The organism is Bacillus sp. FSL M8-0063, from assembly GCF_038005545.1.
Classification (GTDB): domain Bacteria; phylum Bacillota; class Bacilli; order Bacillales; family Bacillaceae_G; genus Bacillus_A; species Bacillus_A wiedmannii.
On sequence record NZ_JBBOTJ010000001.1, the window covers coordinates 2,054,192 to 2,067,992 of the forward strand.

The following is a 13,801-nucleotide window of genomic DNA, read 5'->3' on the forward strand; positions in this document are numbered from 1 at the left end:
CATGGACAATTTATCCCCTAAAGTGCATGAGGGAAATTTTCTCCTGTGGTGTTCGTAGCAATAATATTATTATGTATACGATAATAATATTTTGGACTAGTTAAGCTAGATACTCCTATATGGATATGTAATTTTACATATCCATATAAAAGACACATATGTGCTAATCCCTATTAAATTATATTAAAATCATTTTTAGGTAAGGGGATTCATATAGATTTAAGGGAATCAAAGAATTTTTATGTTTAATTATCATAGTATAATTATTTCACTTTATGAAATGAAATTTGTATATAACTTTTTTAAATATAATATTTTTAAATTCAAATAATAAATATCTGAAAAATCAAATTTAATCAATGTGATTTTCAGGTTTACTTATGAAAAACATAGTGTTTAAAATGAGGGGGAAGTAAGGTCCTTATATTCTATCAAAAATAAATAAAAAACGAGATACGATTACTCTATCGAAAAAATTTCTCTCCTCAAGTGTGTGTGATGAAATCCTAACGTTAGGTTGTACAACATTTACGATTAAAACTGTAAAAAACAATAGTGAAGAGGTGTACGGAATGAAGAATAAAATTATGACAGGATTTTTAATAACATCAATCGTTACTGGAGCGACTATTCCTATCAATACTCTCGCAATGCCAATCGTTCAGGCGGAAACGAAACAAGATAATATAGATATTTCCTCAGCATTACGAAAAATAGGTGCACACTCCAAATTAACACAAACCTTTATAGATGGAGCCTTAGCAAGTCCGAATGTGCAACTTGAAGAAGTTCCATCTTTAAATACAACTCAATTTCTAATTAAACAAGATATGAAAGAGTGGTCATCAGAACTATATCCAAAATTAATTCTATTAAATTCAAAAAGCAAAGGATTTGCAACCAAATTTAATAGCTATTATCCAACATTAAAAGGATTTGTAGATAATAAGGAAGATAAAGAAGGGTTTTTAGATAGACTGGAAGTTCTTCAAGATATGACTATAACAAACCAAGAAAACGTGCAACGTCAGATTAATGAGTTAACAGATCTTAAACTACAGGTAGATAAGAAACTGAAAAATCTTGATACAGATGTGGTAAAAGCACAGAGTGTACTTAGTTCAGAGGGAACAGGAAAAATAGACAAGTTAAAGAATGAAATGCTAAATACAAAAAAATCAATTCAAAATGATTTACAGCAAATAGCATTATTACCAGGAGCTTTAAATGAACAAGGGCTAAAGGTATTCCAAGAAATTTATAGTCTATCAAAAGATATCATTGAACCGGCTGCTCAAACAGCAGTAGTAGCGTATAACAAAGGAAAAGAAATAAACAATGCTATTGTAGAAGCAGAGAAGAAAGCAGAGCAAGAGGCAACAGAAAAGGGAAAATCAGCTATAGAAATTGAAGTTGCCAAAAAAGAGGCACGTGAAACGATAGAGAAAAGTAAAAAAGGTGAAATTGCTGCAGCTGCAGTTACGAAAACGAAAGAGTATGATCTTATGAAAGTAATTGATCCTGAAAAAATTAAAAAAACATATAGTACTTTTGCAGAAATTAATAAACTAACAGCAGAGCAACGAGCGCATTTAGATGATCTAGAGAAACAGAATCAAAAATTATATGACTTAACAACTAAATTAACAGTAGCAGATTTACAAAAATCAATGATTCTTTTCATGCAAAATGATTTGCATACATTTGCTAATCAAGTAGATGGAGAAATTGAGCTAATGAAACGTTATAAAGAGGATTTGAATCTAATAAATAATAGTATTACAAAATTATCGACTGAAGTTGATACTAATAACACTCAGTCTCAAAAAGATACATTAAGACGACTAAAAAATGTAACAAATCAACTCGAAGAACAAGTTAATAAATTTTAATATTAAGAAATAATATTTAACGAAAAAATTATAACGCAACTGAAAATAAGGAGGAGAATCAAAAAATGAAATTTCCATTTAAGGTCATAACTTTGGCCGCTTTAGCAACGGTTATAACTGCTACGAATGGTAGTACTATTCACGCACTTGCACAAGAACAGACAGCACAAGAACAGAAAATAGAAAATTATGCGTTAGGACCTGAAGGGTTAAAGAAAGTGTTGGCTGAAACAGGCTCTCATATTCTTGTAATGGATTTGTACGCAAAAACAATGATTAAGCAACCGAATGTAAATTTATCCAACATTGATTTAGGTTCAGGAGGTGGAGAATTAATCAAAAACATTCACCTGAATCAGGAACTGTCACGAATCAATGCAAATTACTGGCTAGATACAGCGAAGCCAAACATTCAAAAGACAGCACGTAATATTGTAAATTATGATGAACAATTTCAAAATTATTACGACACACTAGTAGATACTGTAAAAAAGAAAGATAAGGCGGGCCTCAAAGAAGGAATAGGGGATTTAATCGGTACAATTCATACAAATTCAAATGAAGTTACGGAAGTTATTAAGATGTTAGAAGCTTTTAAAACAAAGTTGTATACAAATACTGTAGATTTTAAAAATAATGTTGGAGGTCCAGATGGACAAGGGGGATTAACGGCTATATTAGCGGGAAAACAAGCACTAGTCCCACAACTTCAGGCCGAAATTGAGAATTTACGTTCTACGCAGAAAGCACATTTTGATAATGTATTAGCCTGGTCAATTGGTGGTGGATTAGGAGCAGCTATTTTAGTTATTGGAACGATTGCAGGAGCGGTAGTAATTGTTGTGACCGGTGGCACAGCGACACCAGCTGTTGTTGGTGGTCTAACAGCTCTAGGGGCAGCTGGTATCGGTTTAGGAACAGCAGCTGGTGTTGTGGCATCTAATCATATGAGCTCCTATAACGAAATTTCTAATAGAATCGGAGAATTAAGTATGAAAGCCGATCTTGCTAACCAAGCAGTTATTTCACTTACTAATACAAAAGACACGTTGACATATTTGTATCAAACAGTGGATCAAGCAATCATGTCTCTAACGAATATTCAGCAACAATGGAATACGATGGGAGCGAATTATAAAGATCTATATGATAATATCGACCAAATGCAAGAACATAAACTTTCTTTAATACCTGATGATTTAAAGGCTGCAAAACAAAGTTGGAATGATATTCATAAGGATGCAGAATTCATTTCAAAAGACATTGCTTTTAAACAAGAAAAAACAAACTAAAAATCAATATATATGTATAGGAGGAATTAGAATGAATAAAAACTTTCCTTATAAACTACTTGCTGTATCGACGTTTTTGACTCTGACAACAACTACTGTAGTTTCTCCAGTGGCAGCCTTCGCAAATGAAAGTAAAATGGAACAAACTAGTACCGAAGATATATCTCTTTCTGTAAACAGCGAAAAGATGAAAAAAGCTTTGCAAGATGCTGGGGTATTTGCAAAGTCTATGAATGATTACTCTTATTTGTTAATTAAAAACCCAGATGTTAACTTTGAAGGAATTGACATTAAAGGATATACAAATCTACCTAGTCAAATTCTACAAGATCAAAAGAATGCAAGAGAGCATGCTACGAAATGGGATTCACACATAAAAAAACAACTTTTAGATACACTGACGGGGATTGTAGAGTATGATACTAAATTCGACAATTATTATGACACATTAGTAGAAGCGATTAATGAAGGGGATGCAGACACATTAAAAGAAGGCATTACAGATTTACAAGGTGAGATTAAACAAAATCAAGTATATACACAGAATTTAATACAAGAACTGGCTGAGTTAAGAGATAGTATTGGAGAAGATGTCCGGGCATTTGGAGGTCATAAAGATATTTTGCATTCGATTCTGAAAAACCAAGCATCTGGAATTGATGAAGATGAAAAGCGCCTAAATGAAGTTTTAGAGCAAGTAAGACATTTTAAACAAGTAGAATCAGATGGAATTATAACTGTATCAATTCCCTCAATTCCTACGTGGATTGCTGGTGGTGTAATGATAGGGGTAGCAAGAAATAATTTAGGTACGTTAGAGCCATTGTTAGCACAATTACGTCAGACTATAGATTATAAAGTAACATTAAATCGTGTAGTTGGTGTTGCGTATAATAATATTAATGAAATGCACAATGCGATTGGATCGGCTATTAATGCACTTACCTATATGTCTGCACAATGGCATGATTTAGATTCTCAATATTCGGGAGTGCTTAGTCATATTGATAAAGCATCCCAAAAAGCGGATCAAAATAAATTCAAATTCCTAAAACCTAATTTGAATGCAGCGAAAGATAGTTGGAAAACATTGAGAGCGGATGCGTTTACATTAAAAGAAGGGATAAAAACATTAAAAATGGATCCTGTTTCTTCAAAAAAATAGCGGAATACGGTATTTGTTGCAAGGGCATTTATACAGTTATAAAATGATTTTTTGTTCTTTATAAATTGAAAAGACGGAGGTATAATCAGGCCTCTGTCTTTTGTTTTATTGAAATATTTTTATAATTCCATCCTATATGTAGAAAGTAGTTATACAAGTTTGAATTTTTAAGGTGAATGATTTTTATGAATTTTTCCGTAAAACCTAATCTATGATTAGCGAGCTTTATATTCTTATTTTCCTAATTGAATACTTTTATACAATTAGATGGAAGTTAAGAATACTAAATCAAAACATAATAGGTTGTTATTGATGAGTTTATTGTAAAGTTGTTATTTTATGTGTCATCAAATAACATTTATAAACAATTAGAAATAAAGAAAAGGAGACTATTATGAGAAAAAATAGAGTATTAGATACAACATAAATAGCGTAAATAGTTTTTGATGTAAAAACATGATAAATAAAATAATAGTCCTTACATGTACTAAGGGAAAATGAGGGAGATAATATGGGGAATAACTCAAAATATAAAACTAGAAAAATACTTGCAGCCACCGCTACAGTAACTATGCTTGCAACTGCAATGATTTCTACAACAGATATCATTGCAGAGGAAACAAAGCAGCAAAAAAAAATATCGACATTACTGCAAGAGGGAAAGTCAGTTAAATCAGAAAACAGAACATATACAGTCCCAGGAAAAGGGGATGTTGAGGTACTGAAACAACAGGAAAGAAAAAGTATGGCATTTAGTCCATATGAACCCACTGGTTTATATGCAAAGCCAAATGAACAAATAACGATTAATGTAGAAGGAAATCAAAATATTCAAGCATACATTGGAACGTATTCGTATGATGCTTCTTGGAGAGAAGATTCTAAAATAAAATCATTTACATTAAAACCTGGTATAAACACGATTCAATCTCCAAATGGGGGGATGATTTATTTTTATAATAAACAACAAGGTGGCACTATTCGAACAACAATCACAACGGGTGGAGCGACTACTCCTTTCTTTGAACTAGGCAAACATACGAAACAAGATTTAATAAACATGCTGGACCAATATCCAAATGCACATGCGGTGGAGTTAAAAGGAGAACGTGTATTAATTACGGCCAGCCCGGCACGTGTTAAGAAATATTTGTTAGGTTCTAATACAGATCCTGTACAACTCTTAAAAAAGATGGATGAAGCTACTCGAATTCAAGACAAAGTAGCTGGATTATCTGAAGAACAAGCAGATAAACATTATATTCATTACGTAGAAGAAAATCATTCTCCTGATTATTATATGTATGCAACTTCTTATCGAACCGCATATGTGGGAGACGCAATCCAATACGTGTTAGATATTAATAAATTTATAAAAGATGGTTGGGGTCCATGGCATGAGGCAGGGCATTTGAGACAGCAATCACCTTGGAAGTTTTATAATATGACAGAAGTACAAAATAATATTTACAGCCTTTCTGTAGAAAAAGCATTTACATCTAATCAACCTTTTAGATTGCAACAAGAGGGTGCTTATACTAAGGCATTTCAATACTTAGAACAATCTAATAAAAATTATGATGAAATTAGTGATGCTTTTGTTAAGCTTGTTATGCTTTGGCAACTACAATTAGCATATGGAGAAGACTTCTATCCTAAACTGCATCAATTGTATAGAGATATGCCTTCTGATGAACTTCCACAAACAGATGAAAATAAAAAACAATTATTTATGATCTCAGCATCAAAAGTAGCCAAACAAAATTTGATGCCTTTCTTTGAGAAGTGGGGATTACGTCCAAATAATGATACCATTCAAAAAGTGGCTGCATTAGGATATCCAATTTTAACAGCAGAGATTTGGAAGGGTACTGATTCTAATCCGATTAAACCAAATGTGCCTAATGCAAATAATATTTTAGAAGGAAGACAGTTTGCGTGGTCAATGAAAGGAATTAGTGATTTCGAGTTTGCTAAAATCAATTTCAATAAGTCGGCAGAAGAAATGCAAGTGGACTTAAAAGCAGGCGTACCGCATCACTATTTTAATGAAACATATGCGAGTATTAAAGTACAAAATGCATCAGGCAAAGTAGTATACAAGAAAGACATTTATGGAAACAAACAACAAAATGCTGAATCGCAAAAAGTTCCAGTTAAAGTAGGAGATTATATTGAGTTAACACATCTAGAAGGTGTGCATAGAGCTACTTTAACAAATGTAGATAACAGTAAACAAGAAAGCTTTGGAAAAAAAGCAATGTATGAAGTTACAAAAGAAGGCATGAAGAAAGTAGAAAAAATGCCAGAAACAACGGTTTTAGACGGAAATCAATTTGGTTGGTCTTTAAAGGGATATAGTGATAGGGAAATCGCAAAAGTAGATTATAATAGGGCAACAGAGAAAATGCAGGTGAATTTAGAAGCAGGTGTACCACATTCTTACTTTAATAATACGTATGCAAGTATTAAAGTACAGAATTCATCCGGTAGTGTTGTGTACAATAAGGAAATAGTGGGAAATAGACAACAAACTGCTGAAAGCCAAGCCGTGCCCGTAAAAGTGGGAGATTACATTGAGTTTACCCATATAGAAGGGGAAGCAGTAAAGGAAAAGACACGCGCTACACTTATTAACCTTGAGAATAATAAACAAGAATATATAGGCAAAAAAAGAACCTATCAAGTTACTTCTACGGGATTAAACAAAATAGATTAACATGAAGAATATTCAAATTATTAGTAAGATGCTAAATAGCAGTTCATTATGAACGGCTATTTGGCTTTTATTTATATAAAAGTGAAATGAAAATACTCTCTCTATTATATATACTCTTGTTTTCATCAACAGCTATATTTTTTAATGTAACTTGTAAAAAACTCACATTATTAACTGTTTCCCATTCATTCAAGCTATTGAGAGATAGTTAATGGTTTTTTGAATGTTTTATTTCAATTAACTATCGAGTGAATACAAATAGAATATCTTCTTAGAAAAAGCGAACTGACACGGGGTACTCTTTTTTATGGTCGTAATGTCCCACAAGAATAAGTACTAGTATCTACTGATATTGGAAAGTGAATAGCCTGAAAAATGTACGGGATTGATTTTTATTACAAATTTGTAAGGTTATGTAATGAAAATCGATAGAATTGGATGTTTGAATAAAATAATCTGTATAAAGAATAGAATATTATGAAAAAGTAAAAGAACATCTAGTTTTTTTAAAAATGCTGTATGCATATTTATATTCATTATGAGTGAATTGACTTCCACGAAAGTAGTAAGGGCACAATCGAAAATTTTAGCTGATAGGAGCATAGAAAACTTTAAGAAAAAGATGGATGAGCAAGTACCTAAATGGCAGCAGGATTATGATGTACCAGGGGTTGTGATAGGAGTTGTAAACAATGGGCGTATTGCTTATACACTAAATTATGGTTATGCAGATAAAAATAAGAGAAAAGAAGTGAATGATTATACTTTATTTCAGGCAGGTTCGGTGTCCAAAAGTCTTACTGCTTGGGTAGTTCTACATCTTGTAGACGAAGGGCTTCTATCATTAGATGAACCGGTGGGCAACTATCTAAGTAAATGGAAATTACAAAATTCGAAGTTTGATAATAATGAAGTCACGATAAGAAGGTTATTAAGCCATACGGCAGGATTGTCCACACATAAAGGGTATTTAGGAGTGGTATCTGGGGAACCGCTCAATGCTATTGAAGAATCACTGTCTGGGAAATGCAGGAATAGTGATTCTGTTGAGATAATTAAAAAGCCAGGTTCAGAAGCGATATACTCCGGGATTGGCTATACGATTTTGCAGCTTGTTATTGAAGAGGTGATAGGAATTCCCTTTGAACGTTACATGGGTAAACAAATTATGGAACCATTAGGAATGAAATCTAACTCATTCCGACAAACCCCGGATAATTCAAATCTTTCGAAAGCTTACGGATACTTTGGCCAAGAAATCCCGAATTATCAATATACCGAACAGGCTGCTGCAGGTCTCAGAACAAATGTTACGGATATGATGACTTTCATACTGGCAAGCATGGAAACTACTGATCATAAAGGTAAGGGGTATGGTGTCATCAAAAGTGAACGTGTGGAGGAAATGCAAAATCCGGTATTAGGTGAGAATGGTTTAGGTATATTTGAGAGTAAGTTATCTAATCAATGGAAAATGATGTACCATTCTGGTGATAATCGGGGGTGGCATTCCTTTTATGGCTACCAAAGGATGGATTAGTCATTTTCACGAATGGTGAGAATGGTAAAGATGTAAGACAGGACATTTACCATGAATGGATAAAACACGAGACTGGGGAAGTTCCTCGAAAGTTATTTTGCCTTCGAAGAGCAAAGAAAAATAAATGCTATTATATCCGTCGTTATTGGGGCAGTACTTGGTATATACTTGCTACTATTTGTAATTAGATTTAAACAGAGGAAAAGAGCTTTTATTTTGAAACACGAGAAAAAAACTTACATTAGAGTTGGAGTTAGAACACTTCTACTTTTTAGTATTGCTCTGTACTTGTTTTGTCGCACCTACATGTGGAGCACTTTAAGTTTAAGTGCAAGCAATAGAATAAATATAATGCTCATACTGGCATGGATGTTGGCGTTATTAATTGTAGGATTCTTTCCCCAAAAAAAACGAAGTAGCACAAATAAAACGCTAAAGTCTGAAGCTGTTGGTTATAAATCAAAAGGGAATTAAACGTTATGTAGCTGGAAGCTGGGAAAGATTTGTTATTGTACACTTCTAAATTTTGAAGTGTTATATATCTAATTGATAATGACATGTTTAGTTGGGGTTAATTCCTAAAAAATAAAGTGGTAAGTACTTAATATAAGTGTATATTAACGTGCAAACAGGGCTGCAAGTAATTGGTAGTCCTGTTTGTAATGTTAAATAAAGACTCGCTGAGGATCTAATGAGAAGAAAAAGAACCCTATAGGGTTCTTTTTCAAGGCATATTAACAGTAAGGAGAACCATGAAATGCTACTTCAAATCTTTATTAGGGGAAAGATTTTGAAAAGCTTAACATACATCTATTTTTACATAAATGTAATATATAGTGAATTGATAATGTTTATACTTACTATTACTAATATTCAATTAAGATAGTTAACGCTATGTGTATAGTGTTAATGAACGTTTAATGCAGTATACATTTAAAAATATGAGTAAATAATAAATTGTCTTACAAATATCTTGTTTTTTAATACTTATATCTATAACGTTTATCAAGATGAAAATTAACACATGGATGGCTTTAGGATTTACGTTGGTTGTAATAGAAAAAGGTATTAAGGCAGGATATGACTTTTACAAACATGATTACTATGGTGTCAGTTGGAGTTTAGCTATCATTGTCTATTGCATATATGAGATGAAAAATTATCATATTGAAACAAATAAATAGCCGCAAAAAAATAAGGTTTTAGTAGGCGAAATGCTTATTAAAATATACAATAAAGAATGGGGAAAAGTGTATTAGTTTTAGAAATTTGAGTTGAAAAGCGGCTAACAAAAGCTAAGAGTGATTAGAGCATTCATAGATGTAATAAAAAGAGGTTAACCCAAGTAGCTATTCAGCTATATTTGAGGCAACCTTCTTTTTATATTTATTTGTAAAATCCCTGTCACTCTTCTCGGTATTCTTCAGCTAAGTGAGAGGGATATGATGAAATAGGAGGACCAATCTTAAAGTGGGCTAAATTGGTCTTTGAAATTGCTATACAGTTCTTTAATAAATAAAGTTTTTGTAATATATCTTTATCTATTGGATGAAGCATGTGATTTGTCATAATGAAATAATTGTTATGATAAATAAATACTTTTCCTTCAGGGAGGATTGTTTGATTGGATAAATTCGGATGAATAGGTGGTCCATCTGAAAATTGATCTAAACTATTTTGTGAAACTTTAATAATTTCTTGAGCTGTAAATTTAAATTTGCGAAATGCTATCGTGTTAATGAAAAGACGTTTTTGATTATTTTCTATATAAAACAACTCTTTTTTTTCGTTTTGTACAACCCGTAAATTTGGAATTGATTCTGCAAGGGTTATGGGGGGACCTTCTGTATATTTGTAGATGAATGGATCGGGGATTAAGACAATTTCATTTTGATTATATTTGAAGTAGGAAATCATGTCTTTTGAAATGAGCCTACGTTTAAAATTATCAATCAAAAATACTTCACCTTGTGAATTACTAAACAAAATACCATTTAAATCTTTTGAAGGGAGGTTAGCATATAGGTTTTGGAAAGAAAATGGTGTCTTAAAAGTAATATCGAGCACTTTGCTAATAGGATAAAAAGGTTGGAATGTATTTAGGCGTTTCCAAAACATTGCATCTCCAACAAACCAATATATAGGGTTTGTATCCCAATATTCGCAATATTTTTCATAAACCTGTAATAATATTCTTCTAGTATGCATAACTGAACAGTGATCTACAACATTTGCAGCTGTATATAAAATTTTTGAAGCTTCTCTCACAAATTCATGTATAGGCTGTAGGTTGTAATCAACATATTTTACGTATTGAGAAGAGTACACTACATCTATTTCAGGATGTTTTTCTAAGAAAGATAACATTTCAGCTAATCTATTTGGAAGATACATAGTATCATCCGTTAAATAACAAATATAATCTCCATGGGTTAATGGAAGTGCCTCATTGATAAGAGTTGCATATCTTGTGGTTTTATATCTCTCATTATCTTGTATAATACTATTTTTATAATTAATTCGAGGATCATCTAAATAATTTTTTATAATATTTATAGTTTCCGGACAGGAGTTATCATCCATAATAAAAAGTTCCCATTCTTTATAAGTTTGCATTAGGACACTTTCAATAACTTGATTAATTAATGTTGGTTTATTATAGCTAGTAAGGATAATTGATATTAGGGGTTGCAAAGTCTTCACCTCTTTTGAGAATATTGAATGTGGTTTTTCTAGTGAAATCTAATAATTAAACCTGTATTGATACTTTCTTATTTATACTTGAATAGTTTATTACTTTGTAATAGATATGGTATGGATTATAGTGGAGTGGAAAAATACATGCTGCTATAAATTTTAATAGATATATAAATCTTTTTAAAAATTATCGGAACGGATTGTCCTTCTTGTTTATATAATAACGTAACTGTTTTTGTATTTGTTGATAAGGAGGAGAGGGAGATTTGCCTAAAATTTCAGTTATAATGACAAGTTACAATAAGTCTACGTTTGTTGAAAAATCAATATTAAGTGTATTAAACCAAACTTTTCAAGATTTTGAACTTTTTATTATGGATGATGATTCTAATGAAATGACCCAGAAGGTTATTCGACCATTCATAAATAAGGAAAATGTACATTTTTATAAAAGTAATGTGGCTCATATTTCTGAACGCACAAAAAAAGTCAGATATGCGGCTTTAATTAATGAGGCACTTAAGCAGGCGAAAGGGGAATATATAACTTATATTACAGATGATAATCAATATGAAAAAGAACGCCTTAAAAAGATGTCTAGTTATCTTGATGAGAATAAAGAGGTTCAAATTATTTATTCTGCATCAAAAACGATTCATGTAGATGAATCAGATTTACCTATTAAAACGGTTGAAAGACCTGCTAAAAAAATTACGAATAATGCCCCATGTTCAATTGATCATTGTTCTATTATGCATAGAGCCTCTGTTTTACCAATTCTTGAAAAAAGGTGGAATTCTTACTGGGATGAAGATCCTCAGTTTTATCGGATAGGAGATGCCCGCTTTTTTTGGAGATTAAATCACTATTGGGATTTTTATCCCTTAGATGAAATTTTAGATATTAATTATATTACTCCTCATTCAATACATGCGCAGTTATTTGCCGAAGAAAAAAATGAATTTGTACAATTATTACCACCACAAAGAACATGTAAAGAATTAAGAGAAGACCTAAGAAGAAAAAGAGGGTGAAAAATTGAGTGATATTTATTTGAAAAATTACTGGTTATTAAATCTAGAGTATATAAATGTTTTTTTAGAGTTAAAGCATTATAATATTCCTTTACCATTACTGAGTAATTTTTATCAATATTTAGATGCAGATGTAAAAAATAAAATGAAAGAAAATAATTTTTATAAGCAACTGTCAATCGAGCCCATAGAGGAAATGCAGTTACAGTTAGAGTTTGAAAAAATAATGTCTTCATTTCAATCAAAAATAAAAAGCAAGAATCGAAATGGAACAATTCTCCTAAATTCAGATTATCTCCGTTTTTCAGTAAGTAACTTTACTCACTTTAACCCAAATCAAACAAAGATATTAACAAGATCAAAAAAGACAGAACTTTATGGTCTTCCTACAATTTGTGCACCAGATTATATAAATAAAGCCTCTAATAATGCACATGTTTTTATAGAAAAAGCTAAAGAAATCTTTTTAAAGTTTAATAAGCACCCACTATTTTCAAACATGTTTTTTCAAAAAAAATTAATTAGTGATCTCCCTATCATGATTGAGAAACTTAATATGGCCTATTTCATTTTTAAAGAACAAGATATTTCTGGTGTGATTGTTGGTACTACGGAAGATATAGCAAGTCGAGCTCTTACTTTTCTTTCTAGAAGTGAGGGGATACCAAGTTATTGTCTGCAGCATGGTGCAATAATGGGAGAAGAGGCATACTTTCCGGTTTTTGCAACAAAGCAGGTCGTATATGGAAAATATGAACAAGATTGGTACCTTCAAAAAGGAGGCAGTGAATCTCAAATTGAGATTTTAGGGCACCCCAGATATGATGAAATCTTCAATAGGACATATATGGATAAGAAGGAGCTTTTTAAAACATTAAAAATAGATCCCACTACAAAAGTGATTTTTATTGCAACCCAGCCATTTAAAACTTCATTTTATACTGAACTGACAGAAAAATTAGTGAAAGACAAAAAAATTACGGTTATTATAAAGCCACATCCTTGGGAAAAAGGACGTAACCTAGTGGGAGAATACATTAAGTTAAGTAACTTATATCCTAATGTTAAATATATAACAAATGAAGTAAATATGTATGATGTTATTTTACATGCAAATCTTGTGGTTATCTCAAATTCAACAGTAGGGTTAGAAGCAATGTTATTAGATATACCTGTAGTTGTTTATAAATCGCTATTAGAAGATAGAGATTATAAATATTACGATACACTAGATGGGCTTGTAAATCACTCTATTGAGGATTTGCTTAGCACGGTTGAAAAGGTTTTAAATGATTCTTCACAATCAAGTCTAGCGAAAGAATTAAGAAGAAAATTTATTAATGAAAACTATCCGCAAGAAGCATGCACGAAAAGATTAATAAATTTAATTCAAAGTGAAAAAGATTGAGCCTATCATCACTTATTTTTTTGGAAGTAAGGGATTCCTAAAACAACATCATAT

General features: G+C 31.7%; 7 protein-coding genes and 2 pseudogenes. 8 read left to right on the forward strand and 1 reads right to left on the reverse strand.

The window, feature by feature from the left end:
- The first annotated feature begins 572 nt into the window (after window positions 1-572).
- The 6 genes and pseudogenes from hblC to MKX31_RS10375 form a co-directional block, all read left to right on the forward strand.
- Window positions 573-1,892 carry a hemolysin BL lytic component L2 gene (hblC, locus tag MKX31_RS10350; RefSeq protein ID WP_064475210.1) on the forward strand — a complete coding sequence of 440 codons (1,320 nt, stop codon included), beginning with the start codon at window positions 573-575 and terminating at the stop codon, window positions 1,890-1,892.
- 65 nt (window positions 1,893-1,957) lie between these two features.
- Window positions 1,958-3,184, forward strand: a complete 1,227-nt coding sequence (gene hblD / locus MKX31_RS10355; protein WP_098101942.1) for a hemolysin BL lytic component L1 — start codon at window positions 1,958-1,960, stop codon at window positions 3,182-3,184.
- 31 nt (window positions 3,185-3,215) lie between these two features.
- A complete protein-coding gene (hblA, locus tag MKX31_RS10360) occupies window positions 3,216-4,349 on the forward strand; it encodes a hemolysin BL binding component B (RefSeq protein ID WP_064475212.1) in 1,134 nt (377 codons plus the stop codon).
- A gap of 511 nt (window positions 4,350-4,860) precedes the next feature.
- On the forward strand, window positions 4,861-7,068 hold the full coding sequence (locus MKX31_RS10365; protein ID WP_197248745.1) for a M60 family metallopeptidase: 2,208 nt from the start codon (window positions 4,861-4,863) through the stop codon (window positions 7,066-7,068).
- Between the two features lie 538 nt (window positions 7,069-7,606).
- Window positions 7,607-9,082: pseudogene (locus tag MKX31_RS10370) on the forward strand (serine hydrolase).
- Window positions 9,083-9,557: 475 nt separating this feature from the next.
- Window positions 9,558-9,792: pseudogene (locus MKX31_RS10375) on the forward strand (hypothetical protein); the annotation flags it as partial.
- A gap of 220 nt (window positions 9,793-10,012) precedes the next feature.
- Here MKX31_RS10375 and MKX31_RS10380 read toward each other — a convergent pair.
- A complete protein-coding gene (locus MKX31_RS10380) occupies window positions 10,013-11,302 on the reverse strand; it encodes a glycosyltransferase family 2 protein (RefSeq protein WP_064475259.1) in 1,290 nt (429 codons plus the stop codon).
- Between the two features lie 269 nt (window positions 11,303-11,571).
- Here MKX31_RS10380 and MKX31_RS10385 point away from each other — a divergent pair, with 269 nt between their 5' ends.
- Window positions 11,572-12,339: a glycosyltransferase family 2 protein gene (locus tag MKX31_RS10385; protein ID WP_103655337.1), complete on the forward strand. Its 768-nt coding sequence runs from the start codon at window positions 11,572-11,574 to the stop codon at window positions 12,337-12,339.
- A 4-nt stretch (window positions 12,340-12,343) separates the two neighbouring features.
- Window positions 12,344-13,747, forward strand: a complete 1,404-nt coding sequence (locus MKX31_RS10390) for a CDP-glycerol glycerophosphotransferase family protein (protein WP_088046559.1) — start codon at window positions 12,344-12,346, stop codon at window positions 13,745-13,747.
- Window positions 13,748-13,801: the final 54 nt, after the last annotated feature.

Coding starts and splice junctions, on each gene's coding strand:
- hblA (WP_064475212.1), top strand. CDS start 3,216: ATGAATAAAAACTTTCCTTATAAACTACTTGCTGTATCGACGTTTTTG.
- hblC (WP_064475210.1), top strand. CDS start 573: ATGAAGAATAAAATTATGACAGGATTTTTAATAACATCAATCGTTACT.
- MKX31_RS10365 (WP_197248745.1), top strand. CDS start 4,861: ATGGGGAATAACTCAAAATATAAAACTAGAAAAATACTTGCAGCCACC.
- hblD (WP_098101942.1), top strand. CDS start 1,958: ATGAAATTTCCATTTAAGGTCATAACTTTGGCCGCTTTAGCAACGGTT.